This is a genomic window from Leptolyngbya sp. PL-A3 (assembly GCF_039962325.1).
Taxonomy (GTDB): Bacteria; Cyanobacteriota; Cyanobacteriia; order Elainellales; family Elainellaceae; genus Vacuolonema.
On record NZ_JAMPLB010000093.1, the window covers coordinates 1 to 21,674 of the forward strand.

A 21,674-nucleotide genomic window follows, 5' to 3' on the forward strand; every position below is an offset into this window, starting at 1 on the left:
CAATGTTTTTCGGATTAGAGTAATCTGGTTCATGAGGGTTTCGTGGATGAATGTGGTAATTCTCATGAAACCCTCTCCTACTCAATCTTTGCAAGCTTTTGTCCGGTACTTAGTGTAAGCGCTTGTAATGAGACTCCTGCTGAGCGTTACCGATAAAAGCCGTGGCCAGTTCGGCCAGGTTGACCGTTTTGACCCGAAACAGGGCAATGAGAAACAGGGCTAAAAAGCTTATCCGTGCGCCATGCCAAGGGAGGTGGGGCTGCAATGTTTGGGCAATTCGAGTAATCTGATTCATAGGGTTTCATGTTTTGAATGTGGTAATTCTTATGAAACCCTTTCCTCCCAATCTTTTGCAACTTTTTGTCCTTGTATATTGAGCTAGCAGCGAGTTCAATAGAACAGCTGATCCTATCCAGGGACGCTTGGATAGGGGGAAAGACGAATCTGGTTTTGTCCTAAGATCATCGAATCTGGAGTACAGATGAAGATCGCTTTCCCCACACTTGTTCATGATGGTCGGACGGTATCGGAGGCCTCTCGGTTGAGAAGAGCTTGTATGCACAAGGTAGACCTGAGCAAGTGCAGCTACAACTGACAAAAGGGACACTCTCATCGTTTCATCACTATGAATGCAGTTCTGGGGATTGACATTTCTAAGGCGAAGTTTGATGCCGTACTTTTGCAGCGTGACAAACAACGCCACAAAGTGTTTCCAAATACACCTGATGGCTTTGAGAAATTAAAAGTCTGGTTGACAAAACACAATATCTGTGAACTTCATGCTTGTATGGAGGTAACAGGTACCTATGGTGAGGCCTTAGCGCTCTATTTGTACAACGCAGGCTATCAGGTCAGTGTGGTCAATCCAGCTCGCATTAAAGCGTTTGGCATCAGCCAACTCACGCGAAATAAAACCGATAAAGTGGATGCTCAGATCATTGCATTATTTTGCCAAACGCTGGTACCAGATGTTTGGTCGCCACCACCCGCTGAAATTCGTGAGTTGCAAGCCTTAGTCCGTCGCTTAGATGCGCTCATACAGATGCACCAACAGGAAGTGACGCGATTGCAAAGCGGTGAATATCCTGAAGCGGTTGTTGCTTCGATCGAATCTACGATGAAACATCTCGACGAACAGATCAAAACACTAAAAATTGCAATTGAGAAGCATATAAGCCTTCATCCTGATTTACAGCAACAGCAGAACTTAATTGCATCAATTCCAGGAATTGGCACGTTAACAGCTGCTAAGATATTGGCAGAGATTCCTCAGCTGAAGCAGTTTACGAGTGCACGCCAAGCAGCAGCTTTCGCAGGTTTGACACCAAAACAACGAGTTTCCGGTTCTTCCGTTCACGGACGTACTCACTTATCCAAGATGGGTAGTGCACGAGTGCGCAAAGCCCTATATATGCCTGCAGTTGCATCGCTCAAGTGGAATCCACTCACACAGGAGTTGTATCAACGGTTGCAGCAACGTGGAAAACATGCAATGGCTGCAATGGGGGCAGTGATGCGAAAGTTGTTGCACTTGATTTATGGAGTCCTAAAGTCAGGTAAGCCATTCAGTGTAGACTATGGCAAACAGGCAACAATGATAGCTGCCGCGAAATAAGTAACTGATGGGATAGTTATTGGACTTCAAATCCCAAATAATCTAGCTGCTGAGGCAATTTTGTTCTCAGCCGTTTTTGCTCACCTGTTCTTACAAAAGCTACCCTCATCATTTCTTAGCCACGAACTTGACCTCCAAGACGGTATCTGTACTTAGAGCAAAATCATGCTTTCCTGCTTGATTAGTTGCAAAATCAGCTGCAATCGTTCTCGACGAAACTGTTGAACGTCCCAGGGTGATTCAGTCAGAAAATGATGGAGACTCTGGGCATCATGTAGCCCCACTGCTTTAGCGATCGCAGGCAGAGATTTGCGTTTAATGTCTGAGATCAAGCCCAAATGCAGGAACTTAAAGGCTTCAAAGCTTCGCACTTCGGGAAAAAGCGACTCGAAGAGTTGGCAGTATTCATCGACAAACCTGACAGTTGGACGAGCCAGTCTAGTCAAAGACATCACTTTCACCTCCAACATCAAGAGGGCTATCTATATACTAAATTCTTCTCTATAGAGTGATAGAAGAGGGACTAGAAGCCTCATAGAGAAGTGCCAAAGTTAGTTACTTAACTTCAATTTTTAGTTGTGATTAAAAATTTACGATTGCTTAAAACTAACAAAGAATTAGGGATTTTAGCACAAGTAGATGAATCGTCCTTATAGGAGCAAGCTGGAAGTAATTCTGGCAGTTTAATCATGAGATAGCATTTTGAGATTTAAAGGAAAATTAATTTTTGCTATTCATGTATATAGTAGAATCTACCGTTAGGGTGCAGTAAGCTAATGTATAAATCTTAACGAGTAAGGCACAGTTCTTCTCTTCAAAATTCTCTAAAATTTTAGACGCCTTCTTTAAGGCTCTCTGAAAGTTTAGACAAGGTTTTTAAAGTTCTAGCTATCGCTTGTAATCGTTTCACATTTCCATTTTGGGACAGGTTGAAGCTTCTGAAATGCAGGTGAGCGATATCTTTGCGTGCTATTTCATGCCTTGGTGAGCGGACTTAGCAATACAATTATGTTGTCAAATGCTTCATGAAAAATCACATCAAAATTAAGTTAAAAGAATCAGTTTCTCCAAGCTTTGCTTACTGGCAGAACATTCTTGTTGATAAGTCGGTTGCTACGTCTTGTTTACATCCAACGATTGATCAAATTTTTAGTGAGTTTCAGGTTCCTGTATGGGTGGCTCAAGAATACCAATCTGCTAATGAGCAATGGGGTACAGAAGAGCTTGTCACTGGCTTGGATCGGGTTTATCGTCTAATCTTGCAGCAGGATCAAGAGATTCCAACTCAGTTAATTCAAAAGTTGTCGAATCTTCCAATCGTTGAAAAGGTGAATATAGGTCAAGTTGCTCAGGCTGATCTTCCCCGTCTCTTGCCAACGCCAAGAAAGATAACTACAGATGCTCGATCGCGACAAGCTATTTACTTAGAAGAAGCTCATCAATATAGTCAGGGTGACCCTCGCATCACAGTTGCAGTGCTAGATACAGGTGTTACTCTTAGCCATCCTGAACTTCAAGAAGCCTTAATACCAGGTTATGACTTTGTGGATATTCTTGATGGGGCAAGCAAATTTGTTGGGGATTATCTGGGGTATGACGAGATTCCTGATGATGAGGTAGGACATGGCACGCATGTAGCAGGCATTATTGCAGGCCAAGGATTAAGCATGCCGCTCGGAGTTGTACCCAAATGCAAAATTATGCCAGTTCGGGTGCTGGGAGCGATGGAGCGAAATGGCAAACGGGTAGGCGCTGGCTTAGTAGACAACATTAATGTGGGAATTAAGTGGGCGATCGATCACGGGGCAAACGTCATCAATATGAGTTTGGGCATTCAGCATGCGGGAGGAGGATTGCCCCATCAGGAAGTAGTGGACTATGCCAAGCAAAAGGGTGTGACGATCGTGGCGGCATCGGGCAATGACGGACAAGAACAGTTTTACTATCCAGGCGCATTACCCTATGTAATTGCGGTGGGTGCAGTGGATGAGGTAGGGGAGATGGCATCATTTTCTACCTATGGCAAGCATGTGAGTTGTGTAGCACCAGGAACAAATATTTATAGCACTTATTTGGAGAATGAATACGCATTTTCGACGGGAACCTCTCACGCATCACCATTTGTGGCAGGAGCCGTGGCGTTGATGAAATCCTATGCGTTGAAGCAAGAAATTCAGTTAACAGACAGCCAGGTGAAATTTGTGTTGAAGCATTCTGCTGACAAGGTTTGTACAAAGTTTAAGCATCCTAAGGCTGGCTTTGGCAGGCTAAATTTGATAGATGCTCTACGGTTATTAGAGTACAGACTTTCACATGATGAGAAGTAAGACACCATTCTTAAGCCAGCTTGTTGCCAGATGTGGAAATATTCGCATTGAAATGGCTTTAACATATTCGACTCTATAAACGAGTTCTAAGTTTGAAAAATTAAACATCTTAACTACTCAAGGAGCGTAACTAATGCACAACTCTTCTATAGCTTTAATGGGAGTGGGTGACAACAAACAGCTTTACACCCGTGCAACTCTCGAAAGTCTATGGCAAGCAGTGCCAAACAGCGGTTCTGTAATTGGGGTATCTGTTTTGCCGAACGGAACTATTTTGGGAGTGGGTGACAACAAACAGCTTTACACCCGTGCAACTCTCGAAAGTCCATGGCAAGCAGTGCCGAATAGCGGTTCTGTAATTGGGGTATCTGTTCTGCCGAACGGCACCATTTTAGGCGTGGGTGACAATAAGCAGCTTTACACCCGTGCAACTCTCGAAAGTCCATGGCAAGCAGTGCCAAATAGCGGTTCTGTAATTGGGGTATCTGTCTTACCGAACGGCACCATCTTAGGTGTGGGTGACAACAAACAGCTTTACACCCGTGCAACTCTCGAAAGTCCATGGCAAGCAGTGCCAAATAGCGGTTCTGTAATTGGGGTATCTGTCTTACCGAACGGCACCATCTTAGGTGTGGGTGATAATAAGCAGCTTTACACCCGTGCAACTCTCGATAGCCAGTGGCAACTCGTGCCGAATAGTGGTTCTGTAATCAACGTAGTGGTTATTCCGCTCAAAGTTTCATCACAAGATGGAACTATTTTGGGAGTGGGTGACAACAAGCAGCTTTATACTCGTGCAACTCTCGAAAGTCCATGGCAAGCAGTGCCGAATAGCGGTTCTGTAATTGGGATATCTGTTTTACCGAACGGAACTATTTTGGGAGTGGGTGACAACAAACAGCTTTACACCCGTGCAACTCTCGAAAGTCCATGGCAAGCAGTGCCGAACAGCGGTTCTGTAATTGGGATATCTGTTCTGCCGAACGGCACCATTTTAGGCGTGGGTGACAATAAGCAGCTTTACACCCGTGCAACTCTCGATAGCCAGTGGCAACTCGTGCCAAACAGCGGTTCTGTGATTGGAGTGTCTGTTCTGCCGAACGGCACCATCTTAGGTGTGGGTGACAATAAGCAGCTTTACACGCGTGCAACTCTCGATAGCCAGTGGCAACTCGTGCCGAACAGCGGTTCTGTAATTGGGGTATCTGTTCTGCCGAACGGCACCATTTTAGGCGTGGGTGACAATAAGCAGCTTTACACGCGTGCGACTCTCGAAAGTCCATGGCAAGCAGTGCCGAATAGTGGTTCTGTAATCAACGTAGTGGTTATTTCAACCAAAGCTTCATTGCAAGATGACACCATCCTGGGAGTGGGTGATAATAAGCAGCTTTACACGCGTGCGACTCTCGATAGCCAGTGGCAACTCGTGCCAAACAGTGGTTCTGTGATTGGGGTATCTGTTCTGCCGAACGGCACTATCTTAGGCGTGGGTGACAATAAGCAGCTTTACACCCGTGCGACTCTCGATAGCCAGTGGCAACTCGTGCCAAACAGTGGTTCTGTGATTGGGGTATCTGTTCTGCCGAACGGCACTATCTTAGGCGTGGGTGACAATAAGCAGCTTTACACGCGTGCAACTCTCGATAGTCAGTGGCAACTCGTGCCAAACAGCGGTTCTGTAATTGGAGTGTCTGTTTTGTCGAACGGCACCATCTTAGGTGTGGGTGACAATAAGCAGCTTTATACTCGTGCGACTCTCGATAGTCAGTGGCAACTCGTGCCAAACAGCGGTTCTGTAATTGGAGTGTCTGTTTTGTCAAACGGCACCATCTTAGGTGTGGGTGACAATAAGCAGCTTTATACTCGTGCGACTCTCGATAGCCAGTGGCAACTCGTGCCAAACAGTGGTTCTGTGATTAGTGTTTGTATTAAAAAGTCTTCTATTTACGCAACATCATCTGGCCTAGGAGAGCAAGGTTCCAGTAGTAATTCTGTAACTGGTATACCCAAGCTATCGCAAGAAACGAGGCATAACATTGCTACGAGTCTAATTGGTGTGGGTGACAATAAGCAGCTTTACACCCGTGCAACTCTCGATAGCCAGTGGCAACTCGTGCCAAACAGCGGTTCTGTGATTGGGGTGTCTGTTTTGCCGAACGGCACCATCTTAGGTGTGGGTGATAATAAGCAGCTTTATACTCGTGAAACGCTTAATAGTGAGTGGCAACTCGTGCCGAACAGTGGTTCTGTAATTGGGGTATCTGTTCTGCCGAACGGTACTATCTTAGGCGTGGGTGATAATAAGCAGCTTTATACTCGTGAAACGCTTAATAGTGAGTGGCAACTCGTGCCGAACAGTGGTTCTGTAATTGGGGTATCTGTTCTGCCGAACGGTACTATCTTAGGCGTGGGTGATAATAAGCAGCTTTATACTCGTGAAACGCTTAATAGTGAGTGGCAACTCGTGCCGAACAGTGGTTCTGTAATTGGGGTATCTGTTCTGCCGAACGGTACTATCTTAGGCGTGGGTGACAATAAGCAGCTTTATACTCGTGAAACACTTAATAGTGAGTGGCAACTCGTGCCGAACAGTGGTTCTGTAATTGGGGTATCTGTTCTGCCGAACGGCACTATCTTAGGCGTGGGTGACAATAAGCAGCTTTATACTCGTGAAACGCTTAATAGTGAGTGGCAACTCGTACCGAACAGCGGTTCTATTATTGCTATCACTGAGTTACTTCAAGAGAGTAAACTCAATACGGCTTTAGGTGTAGCACCCGAGTTAAGAGAGAAAATAGATGAGTTAGAGAATTTGAAAGCCCAAAAGAAGATTTGGGATGAGGTACTCAAGAGAATCGAAAGTTCTAATGCATCAGTAGAGGATTTTCAAGCCCTTAAGCAATACATTCAGACAACTCAGAAATCCCAGCAAATTCTTGAAAAGGGGAGAGAAATTTATAGGCTTTGGCAGGAGACACAAAAGTTTGCCTCTACTGCCCAAAAGTCTGCAAGTACAGCAAAAGACCTGTCTCAACAAGCTTCTACAATTTCTCCAGACACATTAGAGGCAGATTCAATATACAGTGCGGCAAGACTTGCAAGCGAATATGCAGATGAAGCAAGCAAACAAGTTTCACAAATTGAAAATAACGTTAAAACCCAGGGATTTTCAATTGAAGACTTGAAGAGTTGTTTTTCTTCACTAGTTTGGCTTTAGTAAATTTACTTTCACGACTTAATCTGAAACATAAGGCAATTAAGCAGAAGAGGACAAAAGAGCATGGATAATGAGTCCCCAAACGATTTGGAGTCGAACACTCCTTCAGAATCACAAACTAGAGTAGGGAGAGGTAAAGGGTCAAGGGCTAGAAAAACACCCGTCGTATCAAAGGAGAGTAATGTAGAGAATGAGATCTCTGAGGAGGCAAACTTGAATAGCGATTCTACTGAATCAGATACGATATTAGAAGCACAGGCTGCAGAAGAAAGCGATACAGAGAGCTTAGATACTACTTCTGTTTCATCAGGTACATCACCAGAAGTAGAGCCCGAATCGGAAGAGAGCGATCCAGAAGATAAAAGTCCCAAAGAAGAGAGCTTAGATAGTAATTCTGCTTTATCAGGCCAGGAAGTATTGCAAGTTGAATCAGGAATAGGCAGCACAGGGACTATGAACTCGCAGCCTAATGATATCTTGCACTTGGATAAGATTCTTGAACGGCTAGACAACATCCTAATTGCCGCAAAAAATGCGAGAGCTGAGGCTGAAAACTTTAGTAGAAGAGCAGATCAACAGGGAAGAGATGCTTCCAAAAAGCTAGAAGAAGCCAAGCAAATCTATGAAAATTGGGGATCTGTTAGCGTTTTGTTTGGGATTGAAGAATCACAGTCAAACGGAGTATCTCAAGAAACGCCTTCGCCTAGTCAGAATTCTCATGAATCAAAAGTTTCTTCAAACTGGACAGTTGTTGAAAAGTTGTTTTTTTCTAATTAAATCCAGTCCATTAAACCCAGCTCATGCTTTGTATAGAGGCAACATAAAATGATAGCTAGTCTAAATTCGTTTAACCAATATGCTGCTGATCCTTTCAAAGGGATCTATCAGCCTCGAGTATCGATTGATCTCCGTGCAATGAAAGCACGAGACACAACTCGAGATTACTACTTAAAGAGGCAATCAGAGCATAAGCTCTCAAAGAACGGTGGCACTGCAACGAAAGATGTCAAAGAAGATCTTCAGAAGCGGGGCATCACTGATCAAATTCATGAATTATCTAAACGACTGAACCAGATTGGCTTAGATGAGATTAGCCGTTTTTTACTGTCCTCTCCTGATATCTATGCTGTTCTTATTTATGATGCAATCGAGAAGGCGGAAATTGACCCTAAAAAGGATGTGACAGGCCTGTGCAATTCCGTTCTGCGTGCTGTTCAGGGAGATTGCCGCAAATACTTTCTAGCACGATTGCTCACGACAGCATTAGATGAGCGGCGCTTGCAGGTTAAGCCAAATGATCCTCGATGGCAAAAGTTAGACGACTTGGTATTAAGCCAAGGGTTACCGATTCAGCAGGATAAGTTTGATTCTGCTATCTCGGATGTATTAGGTACCATTTACCAAAAAGGAGACATTCATTACTATCTGAATGCGTATATCAGGGGAGATATAAACAACGGCATCAAAAAGCGAACTGTTCTTCCCGAAGAATCATTCACTTCGGCGATCGAGCAGGGAATGACTGATTATCTTGTTAATTTAGGAATCAAGTTTAAATCAAAAGATGCTTTCACGTCAGGAGAGTATGATGAATACTTTGTTCTGGCTTATCACGATGCTCTAAAGCGTAGCACTGTTAAAGATGATCCGATCGACCAATTCCGTCTTAAAGGACAGGTCGATTGGGATTTTACGGTTGATTCGTTTGATCAGTTTGATCAGGTTGATGTTCAAGGAGTTATTCCCACTAACATCAAGGCGGCAGGGGCATTAGATTATGTCTATGTTGTAGGCGAACTCATGCATGTTTTTGATGTAGCCAACGCACTGGTATTGCGTTGGGCAAGGGGTATATTGGATGTGCCCAATGGGAAAACGGCTTCTGACCTTTACCGCTTTCATAAGTTGCGGAATGAGCGTTCTACCTATGAAGAACGCGCCATGCTCTACAAACGGGTGCTTAATAAAGGTGACGGGCAGCTGCTCTCCAAAATGGTTGCTAACAGAGCGTTTTCGCGCCTGTGGCATAAGCTAATGGTGGAGGTAACGGAGTACATTCGCAAATCTGAAGGTAAGCAGATGGATGTTACTTATTTGTCAAAAGCCCAAGTGTTTCAAGCGACTAAAAATTTGCAATACAACCTGACAGAAAATATGACAGGCATGGCGCATGTTCAGGTAGCTGAAGACTATGCACACTTACAAGAGGCACTTGCAATTCTCAAGGCAGATGAAATCCTTAACATGTTTGGAGGGCGACGTAAGACCATCTGGAGCGTAATTGAGCGAGTTGCTAGAGAAGATTTGGGTATGATAGTACCCACAGCTCCCCTGAAGACACTCGCGGTAGAAAGCAACAAGATTTATCAGTGGATTGCTAACTTTAACGAAGGCATTGTTCAAGACAGTGGATTCAATACGTTCCTTAGTGCAGCAGAATCTTGGATTATTGCTCAAGCCTCGATCGACACAGAAGAACTTGAGACAGAGGAGACAGAACTCGGCATTGAAAACGGCTCTGGTGCTGAAAGTGATGACTTTGACGATTGGGAAGTTTAATACCCATTTTACAAAGTGATGACTTGTTGAGTACGTTTTGTGGAACCTAATACCGTCTTGAAGAAGCACTACATAGAGGAAGGGGTTTGATGCCTACAGAGCAAGAATTAAAGGAACAGGCTCGTGCCAATGCCCGCGCTTTGTTATCTCAATCGGAAGCTTTTCGGAATCTGGATAAAGATGGGCAGATGGTAATGTATCGGGATACCGTCAATACCCAATACCATCAGTTACTGAATAAACCTGCTTTGGCTCAGGCTCAAGGGCTTTCAGGGGCGATGGGCACGGCTGGGGCTAGTCGGGTGATTGATGAAGAGCGTCATGAAAACCGTGATATGGATAACACAGGCAAGCGCGCGGCTGATTTCATGAACAGCGTTGACTTTCCTCAGTTCGTTGAGGATCTACTGAATGGTGTATTTGACGCTACACTTAATTTGACTCACAAGCAGATGCAAGATTATATGGCTCTGCTGAAAGAAGCGACTAAAGACGTTGCTCATTTTGTGAATCAAATTGATGATACAACTGCTTTCAAATACCTGGCAGAAAACAATAGTGATAAGTTCAACCTCAGGTTACCTGGAGAAGGTGAAGCGGGCAACGCTCAGCTAGCTCTAACTGATAAGGAAGGAAACCCTCTAGACCCCAGTGACAACCAGATCAAGGTTGAAATTATGAGGGCTAAACAGAAGATGGCTGAGGAACAGCGTGCCCTTCTGCGAGAAATGCTTTTGATGGGAGTTTCTCGCATTGTTGTAGATAAGGGAACCGTTAAAGCTGCAGTAGTCTTTGATGTGAAAGCCACAGAGAACATCGAAAAAACGGATAAAGCAACAGAACAGGAGACAACCACCCGTAGCAGCAGTACGCGGAGTGGATTTTTGTCACGCTTTGTCGCTAGTGGTGGTGGTGCTAATACTCAAAAACGCAGTCGCATTAGTGTGTCGTCGGCTAAGAGCACAAATACGACTGAGATGTCAGCCCAAATTACAGGGTCAGTCGAGATTAATTTCAAGTCTGACTACTTCAAGCTAGACAACTTTGCTCAAATGTATGGAAATCAGCCCAAAACGAACCAAGTTCAAGGGCAAGGAACTAATCAAGGTCAGCTCCCTGCTGGAGGCTAGGTAGCAATGGCTTTAGCGATTTTACAGTGGCAAGATGCTGACGCAGCTTATAACCGATTTCAAGTCGATATAGGCTGCAACCGTTACTACAGTTATGCCATTGGTAATGGAATGAAGCAAAGGGTCAATGGGCTTCAGTTGCTCGATGATCCTCACTTTGTTTCTCCTGTAGTGGGTCCATTAGCTGAGAATAGTTTAGGTCGCACCGTTCTAGAAATTCCTAACAAACAGATCGATTGCCAACATCGTTTCATTCAAATCACTAGCTTTCGAACTCCCGATCGCACTGGTCCTGCCATTTCTGAGATTGTTGAAATTCCGCTTAATTCAGCGTTGACAACGATTGAGCCGCGGACAGCCGCCGCTTTTAGCTTGGAGCAGCCCATGAGCAATTCTTCTGTCGAAACTGTTCCTTTCATCTATAAAGAAGTTCGCCCGATGGAAACTGCTGAGGCCTTAGGTTTTCTCAGTTCCATCATTAAAACGGTTCTGCCCGCTGCAACCAAAGCTGCAACGCAAGTACTGTCGAATGGGGGACAGCAGCTTCTAGCAGATAGTGCAAAACAGGCTGCTCAGGTAGCGAAGCAAGTTTTGACGGATACGGCCAAGCAAACACTGACAGAGGTTGCTAAACAAAACCTTCCGGCTGAAGTTGCTAATCCTGAGACGCTGAAATTGTTGGAAACTCTTTTACAACAAGCATCAAATGTATCAGCCAGCCAGAAAGCAGCGACTACTTCAGCATCAAATGGGACCAGTAGTGCTTTGGCGATCGCATCTCGTTCTCGAACTGGCTCAGCCCTATCAATGGCGAAATCAACAATCGGATCATCAAGAGGAAGCGTTGCAACTGCACTGAGTTACAGTCCTAATGGATTAAAACCCTCTGCTTATACAGAACAACTGGCAGTACCAGCAGCCCTTCTGAGCCAACTACCTGCGCTGATGCCGCTTTTGCAACAAGTTTTGACACCAGAAACGGTAAAAGCAGTTATTGATTCGCCTGCTAAATTGCTGAGTACTGTCACCGATGGCATTCAAAAACTCGCTCAAGCAGATCTGGAGGCGAATAAGCAAGAACAGCAACACCTGGAAAAGCTGATGGCAAATGCAGGTGATGCAGCCGCAGAGAAGTGGGCTTATGGTGCAGCGTTGACCAATGCCTTTTCAACTGCGACGGTTGCAACGCCTTATCAGCATGTTAGTACGGTGCGGTTGATGTTTGCGGATGTGGTGACTGTGATGCTAAATGGGCGATCGCGCCCCATCTATCACCAGAATCAAGATATTACCTTTCCGCTAACAGTGGAAACGCCACGCCCGATTCGGGATGGAGTGGTGCAACTCTTGGTGAAGCATCCTGAAACTCTAGAGATTTTGATTGAGCAAAAGGTGCGCGTGGGAGCTGTGATGTCTGGCCCGTTGGCAGTAGCGCCAACATTGTCGCGGGAGCAGTTGAGAGCGCTTTCTCCAAACCAGGAGTATCTGGTTTGTGCAGTGTTGTTGTGGTCGGGGCGAGACAAAGCCACGAAAAAGCAGAAACGCTTGGGCACGAGTATGACCCAGTTGATCACGCTGGTCGGAGACTATTGCTTCGATCGTATGGAAGGCACGGCAGAAGTTGTACCGCTCAATGATGTTGATCGCTTCCGAGACTACTGGCACAAAGTTTGGGAAAAGCAGTTCTCTGATCCAGAGCAACAGATTTCACTGGACTGCAAGTATTACCTGACATTGGAGAGCGATCGCACTAATCATGCCCGGATGGAAACGTTGACTAAATTTGGGGGGAATGGGTCTACTCATCAAACAGGCAAGCTCAAAACGGGATTGTTGATGAGTCCCCAGCGTTTGAATGAGCTGCTGCCGCAGATTTCTAGCCATCCATCCCTGAGCGAAGGGGAACTCAAAGCGCTTTTGTCACCGGAGTTTAAGCAACAGTGTAGTTATGCTGCTCGTAATCAGGTGGAGTTTGAGGGGCGCAAGGGCGATACGGTGGCGCTGTGGGCATATCCAGAGATGAAGCTGCAGCGAGTGTTGCTGAAGCAGGCTGGACAAACGAATACTAATGGGCAGGTGTTGGCATTAACAGAACATGAGGTCTATTTTCCGATGCCTGCGATCGTTCATTTTGTTGGGGCCTGTACTTGATAGTCTACCTAAGATAGGCGTATGGAGCGGAGAGCAAACTGATTTAATGGTTGCGCAGGAGAGAAGTTAAATGCCATTAGAAAGTAAGGCAAGACCACCGCTATCCGGCGGATTGGCGAGAGGAACTGATGCTATCAATCTGGTTGGTTTTGCTCACGCCCATGAATCAGCCTTTCAGAAAGTGGCAGATCAATGGGATTGCGTGATTATGTCTCGCGCTCCTGGATGGGTTTGTCAGCAACTTATTGAAGAAGGGTATGGGTCGAAAGGATTTCATGTCAAAGCAAAATCATGTAATTGGGGACCCGCGGCAGGTTTTATTTTAGAAGATATCCGCTTAACCAAAACCGACAAGCTGGCTTTTCAACATCAAGAAGTCCAAGGAAGAATTAATTATCAACCTGATCTCTATAGAGAACTTAACGGGTTGGAGGACACTGAGACTTGGCGTATTCCGTTATCCATTTCGGATGAACGAGTAAAGTTTCTCGAAAACAATCAAAAGGAATTAGGAATTATTGATTTCAATCGCTCTCCAGATGAGCATTCAATTCACATCACAGCTGCTCGAAAATCTCCTAGTGACTTACCAGAAGGAAATGAACTAGCAAGAAAATACGCAGATATTGTTAGCAGATCAAGAAGAACAGACGATGGCAGTGAGCTGGAATTGAAGTTTGTCTTGATGAAGAATCAGGAGCTTTGGGGCGTTTATTTTGATCCAGGGGAGGAAGTCTGTCAAAAGAAGAGTGAAAAATATAGTGGTTTAACCCCTGTAATGGCTCTAACTGATCCGCTCAATCCAATTTCATTTCCAGAACATAAGAGAGCTATCACTGGTGATTATGATCTATTTGCTATCTTTCCTAGAGATCGGTTGCTAACCGATGGAATTGGCTATGAGGAAGACCAACTAGATTTGCGCATTGCACGGATTGATGAAAAGAGTAGTTTTAAGGAAGGCCATCCTGACTATGGACATGTTCATCAAAGAATAATGATTTTGATATATGAGCTAAATAAAGCAGTTTATAAGCAGGATGTCAGGGAAGCCTATAAAAGAAGTTATGGAAGTAACCTTTCGCAAGAGACAGAAGCGGACATAGAAGAGTTGGTCCAAGAAGTCTGGATTCATGATGAGCTACAACCTGCATCCAGAAAGAGGAAAGACCCACTGAAAGAGTCGAGACATGCATTACCTCCAATCAGAAAAATGGTTCACCATAATGATGAGGGAGGAAGGCCGCAAGCTCCAGAGATAGAATACGACTTAATTGGATTTGTTCCATACCAAAAAAGAGCCTTTGGAATTCAGAATCTAACTCAGCTCAAAGATTTTCTCAAGTCTCTAATTATCTTAGGGTTTAAGATTCCTATCAACCCAAGTTGGAGGGGAGATTTAGAAAGCTTAGGGAGCGATGTATTTGTTCCAGATAAATGGGCAAATCCTTGGGAAGACTACAAATTTGGGGTACAGGAAGCTAAAGCAATGTCTATGCCTCATAGCAGTGAAAACAATATATTTTCCAACTTAACAAAAGAGCCTATTTCTCTCAATGGCATGAAGATAATTTTTGATCAGACAGCTTCGGTGTATCCAGTTAGTCTTCAAACTAAATCAATAGCATTGCAATCATGGGGCACTCAGGCGATAAGCAAGGCGCTAGAGGTTGAGCAAGAGATTGTACAAAATGCATTGTACCTTCCATGGCCAGATGCAGAACTTACAGAGTTTGCTAATAATGCCATTAGGGGGCTTCCTAATATGTATCCAAAAATATTAACTGGAATACATCATCTCAATAGTCCAAATGTTGCCTCTGGCACTTACAAGCCTTTAGCAAGTTTAAACCCAAACGTTAAGCTTTACTTAATGACACATGGTCATGATACCATACCGATATTTTATATTCCTGGTAAAACTACTAGCTACGACGGTGAAGCCATCAACAATAAAGGTGTTTTTACACCTGCTGAGCTTGCTAAATGGATAGAGAATGATGGACTTAGCAAAGAACATAGAGATTTAGAGCTTCTTGTTTGTTCTGCGGCTCTATCTGTTGGTTCTAAAGCTACTGTTAAAAAAAGGCAAGAAATTCAAGACAAGGCAGACAAAGTTAGAAAAGAGATGCGAGAAATTGAGGTGGAAACACAAGAGATGCAGCAAAAGATACAAAAAATGGGCAAAGAGGTAGAAAGTCTTCAGATAAGAAGACTGGAACAAGAAATTAAGATGAGAGCACAAAGAGAAGCAATCCTAAAGGGGGAACTTAAACAACTGGGAGAAAACTTCAAAGAAATCTCAACAGAACCATCCGAGTTTAGAGATTCTCATCAAGTTATACCTCTAGCCGCGCAATTTGTTCAGGCATTGAAGAACCGAGGGTACAGTAAAATTCGAGTAACTAGCTATGCGGGCGAAGTAAGTGCAAATTTTGGACAACATCACCCTTTCGATACAGATGAGAATTCGAGGGGCAGGGGCCAAGTTTGGGTAAATGTAGATGGTAGTAGAAGATATAAACCTGGAAAAGATCATAAGCAAGTTTGGTTATAGAGTTTTAGATTCTTTGTAGGAATTGGAGACTTTATTAGTAAGGTTTTATTTAAAGAGTCTTTTGCAATCTAGCTCAAATTGTTATAACAACTTAGAAGCAATTCCTGACAAAAGATGAGACATACAAACGTTAGCGATGTTTATCACTCATTGTCCAACCTCGTTGAGCAACTCGCTGATTTCACCGATCCACTTGAAGATCTCGCCACGGGTCAAACTCTAGAAATTGAACGGGTTAACATTGACCTTCCCATTGAGCTCAACATTTCTGTTAACGATGAGGGCAACGTCACCCTCCGCAGTTCTCCCCCTACCCAAACCACCGAAACCACTATTCTTCCCGTCTTTCATCGCCTCAGTCTGCAAATCATAGCAACCGATGGTCAATAACTCGAACCACTCCTGGAATTTGCAATCTTTTCTAGACTCCCTCATTTTCGAGCTAGATAAAGCTCAAGATGCGCTATCGGTCAAAGGGTTGAACCGCAAACTCACCTACATGGTTAAAGACATGAACCTGGAGTTGCAACTCTTCCCTGAATTTGATGGCGATACCGTTCGCTTTACCACTGCCAAACCTGGAGAAACTGGAGCCTCTAAAATTTCATTTCAGCTCGGCTCCATTCGGGATACTCAGATTCAGGAGGTTACCCGCGCCCCGTTAACTCAGGACGATGTATCGATCGAAGAAATGGGGTTATCTGAACCACAACAAAAAGAACTTAAAAAACTTGGTATTCAATCGGCAGAAGATCTGCGCCGCACGGTTACAGAACGCAAGGTTGCTCTGGGAAAAATTACAGATAACAAAGTTGATTATTCCAACCTTGCAGACGTCATCAACCAATCTCGTCGTCGCCAAAATCCTCCCAAAGTTTCTCAAGCCAAAGTCTCTCAAGCCCAGGGCAAAACAGTACTGACCTTAGAGGGCGAAAACCTGGTAGTTGCTCAATCGCTCACCGACTTTCCTGCCGCAGTGCTGAATGATCAACCCGTCCAGGTTTTATCGGCCAGTGAAAACCGACTGCAACTGGAAGTTGACCCTGCTGCACTCAAAGGAGACTCGAAACAACTTCAGGTCGCCCTCGACCCCTATGCCGTTTTCACCATGAACCTGCAACCCTAATTAACTGTTTGGATGCTGAATCATGCTTCGTGACAATCCCCCTCCTCTCAATCGGCTGCTTGATCTCGAGCAAGAACTTAAGACGCGGCGATCACCTGCTGCTCAGAAACCACACCCTGAAGCACCTCGTCCTACCAGAATAAAACCTCGGGCATCATCTGTAAAACCAGATCCGATTTCATCACCCGATCGCCAACCACCTCAAAAACGGTGCCCCCCATCACCACGCCCGCATTCCTCATCACCGTGGCGAGCTTTAGCGGCTCAGCTTAGCCATGACCCACTAATGAGGGAGGTTGAACCGTTTACAACAGATAATTTAGGTTCATCCCGATTTAATCAAAAGACTAATCGAAGCATTCATCAAGAAATATATAAAGCATCCACACAACGACCTTCCACACATTCACCACAGATATTTCCATCAGCAAAGGTATCACCTCCCAGTGAACCAACTGCGAATGCGTTTGAAGTTGCTGCTTTTAATCTTGATGATGAATCTCCCGTAGAAAGCTGGCAAGACCTCGCTGCCCAACTCCATCAAGCGCGATCACCCCACTCTCGTTATAGATCGTCGCAACGATTTTCCCCAACTACACAAATTGAGACAGAACCGTTAGAGACAGAGGATGCCAGCTACATAAGTCTGCCTGCCCTACCTATCCAATTTGAACCAAACTCCTTTTCCGCCGCAGACAACTCAACCACCCATCAGCCAACTGAGGATTTTCTTAAAACAAATATTGAGGAATGGGATCAAAACGATCAGAATTTGCCTCCCTTTATTGCCACTGTTGCTCTTGATGATGACGAACCTCCTCTAGAAAGCTGGCAAGACCTCGCTGCTCAACTTCATCAAGCACGATCGCCCCAACCTCGATCGTCACCTTCCTTACTTCCTGCTGCTCAACCTGAGGCAGAATCATTTGAGATTGATGATTTCGACGAGTTTGATAATTTTGATGGTCTAAATCTGCCTGAGTTACTAACCCAATGTGAATCAACTGCTCTCTCGCTTGCGGATACTCCGACAGTAGATGCTTTTACAACCGATGAATTACCGCAGGAGTACCTTGAAGCCAATGTTGAGGAATGGGATCAGGACGATCAGGAGATTGGCTCTACTAAAACTTCTGCGATTGCAAAAGTCATTCCTGCATCATCCGCGATCGTTTTAGCAGATAAAGCCACCAAAGCGGCGATCATCCCGTTTACACCTGCTCAAAATCCTAGAGGCTCACCTCCTCAAATCCCAACAGACCGCGATATTCCAACTTCGACGACTCATGCGACAACAGGTTTATCAGTGGTTGAGTGGCGATCGTCTCGTTGGCGACGATTTCTTCCGTGGCTAGTTTTCCCCAGTTGGCTGTCTCTGGCTAGTTTGCTGCCTCAATTTCTGTAGGTTTTACCTCAACTCAGCCTTGCACTTGTTGTTAATCTTTTCCTTGGTGACACCCGATGCGTAATCCCAAAAACCGACTCCACGATCTAGAGCAAAAACTACAGCGTCGTCCGGTTCAAAAGGCGGATTCAGCACAGGGTAAAAAGCCCAAACCGGAACAACGTGCATCCGTTGAGGCAATGTCATTTGATGACAATGAACCGATTGACTTGCAATATGACCAAAAGACGAACAGGTATGTGCCAAACGCCCCAACCTATGCTACTGCCCATTCAGTAATGCCTGACATGGGTTTAGGGTCAGAAGCCTTCGAGGTGGAATCATTTGATTTAGAGCCCCCATCATCCCAAAATCAGACAGACACAAATTCTTCTACGCAACCTGCATCTACTCAGGCGGCAGGTTCTCCAGCCAGAGCATTTGGGATTGACACACCAGCGTCCGGAAGGGAGGTTTCTGTACCGAATGAGAACATTGCCGATAGGTTCTTAGACAATTTGCAAGCTATTGCCAGAGGTGAGAAAACCTACGATGGCGATCGCCAACAGGTTGTTGATGTATCGGCGTCTGCTCCGAGTACAGGATCTCCAGTGTCTCCCATTCAGCCAGAAGTCGTTTCTCCTGGCTCAAATTCTGCACCGACTAAATCGGCAGCTCCGTCAGCCCAATCGTTCGCAGTCGATGCACTAACAACTGAAAGGGGAACCTCTAAAGGTAATGAGGTTATCACAGAAAATGATTTCTTAGAAGATCTACAGGCAATTTTAGGCAGCAAGAAAACTGATGATAGTAATCGCGACCAATCCGCTAATTCATCTACGTCTGCCCCATCTCAACAACTCTCTGTACCCCCCTCGCCGCCTCCTGCCCCTGTAGAGCCACCGCAACAAACCTCGCCCCATGATGTGTTCGATCGCATGGCGCAAGGAGTTCCCCCTCAGCCTAAAGCTCCAACCGCTGAACCCGCACCCAGTTATTCCAGTGCTCATAGTGTGTTCGATCGTATGGGCAAAAACATGGCGTTTGCCAACTCCTTTGACCTCGGTACGGTTCCGCTTCAGCAACGATTTGATGAGTTCGATCGAATTTTGGAGGCAGAGGAAAAAGGACAATCTCAATCCAAAGCAGCAGCATTTGATACCGAAGCTCATTCCCTTCCTTCAGAAGACGAATCGACAGATACTCTCAGGGATATGTCCAGACCATTTGCTAAGGAACAAGAGAAAAACAGTTATGAAACAACCTATGTGATTGCTTGGAAAAGATCCAAGGAAGCCGGTATTCACAAATATCAATCTGGCAATCCAGATGTTGTTAGAAGTGGTGGAATCTTTGGGCAAGGTATTGCTGTTCGTGTACCTTTTAGTAAAGCAATTCAAGTTAATCGGAAGAGAGAATCGTCAGATCTCAAGTATGTCTGGTGCAAATACAACGGTATAGAAGGATATATTAATAAAGCTTATATACTTGGACCTAGTGGCAAGGAAGAAACGATTAGACAGATTCTAAACTCTCCAATACTGATTAAAGGATTGGAGGCGTATTTAAAGAGGGAACTTGCAACTGAAAATTTGGAGTTTCTGCTTGCCTTGAAAAACCTACAAAACATTTCTGAAGTTGACCAGGTGCCTCAGCTTAATGAAATCCTCATGACCTATGTAGTCCCCAATGCTAGCAAGCAGGTTAATCTCCCTAATATTCAATTTGATCAAAGTACAAGAAGAATTAAAGCTTCCAAAATTAAGTTCGACCAGATAATAGAAGAGCAACCGCATGATACTGCTCAATATGTTGAGACGATGGAACCTCTGCTAAACTGGGCAAGTGAAACGATTATCCAACTATTAGCTACAGATAAGTTATCTGGCTTCATCAAAAGCTTTTCATCAACAGATATTCAAGAAGCCTTTAAGGAAAAAGCTCTAGAAGAAAACCTTAGGAATTCAGGACTATTGTACGAGGAGCCTGACAACCATACTGAGATCACTCGATCTCTGTCTAATTCTGAATATTCAGAACCTTTTTCTATTACGACAGCTTATGTAGTTGAATGGAGAAAACCTAGGGGTGTTGGCATTCACAAGTATCAATCTGGAAATCCAGATGTTGTTAGGAGCGGCGGAATCTTTGGAACGGGTATTGCCGCCCGTGTGTCTTTCGGTGAGGCAATTCAGATAGATTGGGAGAGGAAAACATCAGATCCTAAATATGTCTGGTGCAAATACAAAGGCACAGAAGGATATATTAATAAAGATTACATCCTAGAACTAAAGGCCAGTGGGGAAACGCTTGACCAGGTACTTAGCTCTCCTGTACTACTCGCAGGATTCAACGTGCTTGTAGAAAAAGAGTTTGTAACCGAGAATCTCAAATTTCTACTTTCCCTCAAGGAATTGGAAAACATTCCTCGAACTGAAATTGCTCAATCGCTTGACAAACTTTTCACGCAGTATTTGTTATCTAATGCCGTTGAAAAAATTAATATTTCTGGCTCTCTTTATCAAGAGTTTGAGCAGATTGCTCAAGCTCTTCGTAATCCTGATCGGTATGACTACGAGAAATACGTTCGGGACGCAAAACCGCTTTTAGGGAAAGCAAGATTTCAGGTACTAAGCATGCTGAAACCTCGCTTTATGAATGAATTTCTACCAAAAAACGTCAAAAAATTTGGATCAATTAACCTCGAGCAAGTGCTTGATTCTCCTGTCTTGCCTACAGAATTTGAGGCGTTCGTAAAGGCAGGGCTTATCAGCGAGAGTGTAAATTTTTTGCGTGAACTAAAGAAATTAGAAGCTATTTCTCAAAGTGAAGAGGTTAAGCCTGAAGCGGTAGAGCAGCTAAATCAAATATTTCAACGATTTCTCTTAGATCAGTCTCCTGATTTTATTAATATTCCCCATGAACTAACATTGGAATTTCAAAAGATAGATCAAGCACGGCGAAAGTTGGATCAGTATCTTGGCGAGGTGGAATTTCATATAGAAAAGGCAAAAAATGAAGTAGTAAAGATGTTGGTAGAGCAAGGCGCGTTTTTTCGCTTTATTCAAGAATTCTCATCGCCAGATGTTAAAAGAGCGATGAACGATGAGGTTGCGAAATTAGTACATCTTCATATACAAGAAGTACTTAAGGAAGAAGGTTTTGGTAATTAGAGAAGAAGATTGGTGATTAATTTATTGCCACTTAGAGAGTGTTTAGATTTTTGTGTAAGCCTTTAGATTTTTAATAGTTGAAGCGTCCTGGAAATAGGATAGCAAAATGAGACAAGGCTGCCTTCTCAAGGGGTGACAGAGAGACTGAAACGTAAGCTGTGCAACAGAAACGGCAGCAGGAAAGGTCAAAAAATAGGGTGAATCCGAAGAATCACCCCCAATTTCAAAAATGTTGCCTTCATTCTATCAGGCTTGTCTACAAGCGCAACTGAGTTCGATTCAATTTATAACTCTGCAAATGTTGGTTGCCCTATTGCAGCATGAACGTTGCGTGAGCATCGAACGCTTAGCCACCTTATTTGCTCAACCGATTCAGTTTGAAAGTCGTCGTCGCAACCTTCAACGATTCCTACAATTGCCTCAGTTGAATATCAA

The 21,674-nt window shown here is 44.3% G+C and carries 12 protein-coding genes and 3 pseudogenes; 13 read left to right on the forward strand and 2 right to left on the reverse strand.

Translation table 11 applies throughout. From position 1 onward, the window contains the following. Positions 1 to 118: 118 nt before the first annotated feature. Positions 119 to 295, reverse strand: a pseudogene (locus NDI52_RS31805) (IS4 family transposase); the annotation flags it as partial. Positions 296 to 625: 330 nt separating this feature from the next. Between NDI52_RS31805 and NDI52_RS31810 the strand changes: the two are divergent. Then, positions 626 to 1,615 (forward strand): IS110 family transposase, encoded by a 990-nt coding sequence (locus NDI52_RS31810; RefSeq protein WP_348256991.1) that lies wholly within the window; start codon positions 626 to 628, stop codon positions 1,613 to 1,615. Between the two features lie 155 nt (positions 1,616 to 1,770). On the opposite strand, the pseudogene NDI52_RS31815 reads toward NDI52_RS31810, so the two are convergent. Next, positions 1,771 to 2,067 (reverse strand): annotated as a pseudogene (locus NDI52_RS31815) (transposase); the annotation flags it as partial. A 573-nt stretch (positions 2,068 to 2,640) separates the two neighbouring features. Here NDI52_RS31815 and NDI52_RS31820 point away from each other — a divergent pair. The 12 genes and pseudogenes from NDI52_RS31820 to NDI52_RS31875 all read left to right on the forward strand — a co-directional run. Then, positions 2,641 to 3,942, forward strand: coding sequence for a S8 family serine peptidase (locus NDI52_RS31820; protein WP_348256992.1), 1,302 nt, complete (start codon positions 2,641 to 2,643; stop codon positions 3,940 to 3,942). A gap of 157 nt (positions 3,943 to 4,099) precedes the next feature. Further along, positions 4,100 to 7,159 (forward strand): tectonin domain-containing protein, encoded by a 3,060-nt coding sequence (locus NDI52_RS31825; protein WP_348257002.1) that lies wholly within the window; start codon positions 4,100 to 4,102, stop codon positions 7,157 to 7,159. Between the two features lie 213 nt (positions 7,160 to 7,372). After that, positions 7,373 to 7,936 (forward strand): hypothetical protein, encoded by a 564-nt coding sequence (locus NDI52_RS31830; RefSeq protein ID WP_348256993.1) that lies wholly within the window; start codon positions 7,373 to 7,375, stop codon positions 7,934 to 7,936. Between the two features lie 138 nt (positions 7,937 to 8,074). Beyond that, a complete protein-coding gene (locus tag NDI52_RS31835; protein ID WP_348256994.1) occupies positions 8,075 to 9,718 on the forward strand; it encodes a hypothetical protein in 1,644 nt (547 codons plus the stop codon). An 89-nt stretch (positions 9,719 to 9,807) separates the two neighbouring features. Next, positions 9,808 to 10,848, forward strand: coding sequence for a hypothetical protein (locus tag NDI52_RS31840; protein ID WP_348256995.1), 1,041 nt, complete (start codon positions 9,808 to 9,810; stop codon positions 10,846 to 10,848). Between the two features lie 6 nt (positions 10,849 to 10,854). Further along, entirely contained in the window at positions 10,855 to 12,999 is a 2,145-nt protein-coding gene (locus NDI52_RS31845; RefSeq protein WP_348256996.1) for a hypothetical protein, read from the forward strand. Positions 13,000 to 13,069: 70 nt separating this feature from the next. Then, complete coding sequence (locus tag NDI52_RS31850) at positions 13,070 to 15,556, forward strand: anthrax toxin-like adenylyl cyclase domain-containing protein (RefSeq protein WP_348256997.1); 2,487 nt, start codon at positions 13,070 to 13,072, stop codon at positions 15,554 to 15,556. 114 nt (positions 15,557 to 15,670) lie between these two features. After that, positions 15,671 to 15,946: a hypothetical protein gene (locus tag NDI52_RS31855; protein WP_348256998.1), complete on the forward strand. Its 276-nt coding sequence runs from the start codon at positions 15,671 to 15,673 to the stop codon at positions 15,944 to 15,946. Continuing rightward, positions 15,936 to 16,682 carry a hypothetical protein gene (locus NDI52_RS31860; RefSeq protein WP_348256999.1) on the forward strand — a complete coding sequence of 249 codons (747 nt, stop codon included), beginning with the start codon at positions 15,936 to 15,938 and terminating at the stop codon, positions 16,680 to 16,682. The genes NDI52_RS31855 and NDI52_RS31860 overlap by 11 nt, the downstream gene beginning before the upstream one ends. 22 nt (positions 16,683 to 16,704) lie before the next feature. Continuing rightward, positions 16,705 to 18,087: a hypothetical protein gene (locus NDI52_RS31865; protein ID WP_348257000.1), complete on the forward strand. Its 1,383-nt coding sequence runs from the start codon at positions 16,705 to 16,707 to the stop codon at positions 18,085 to 18,087. 56 nt (positions 18,088 to 18,143) lie between these two features. After that, positions 18,144 to 21,239, forward strand: coding sequence for a hypothetical protein (locus NDI52_RS31870; RefSeq protein WP_348257001.1), 3,096 nt, complete (start codon positions 18,144 to 18,146; stop codon positions 21,237 to 21,239). A 229-nt stretch (positions 21,240 to 21,468) separates the two neighbouring features. Further along, positions 21,469 to 21,674: pseudogene (locus tag NDI52_RS31875) on the forward strand (hypothetical protein); the annotation flags it as partial.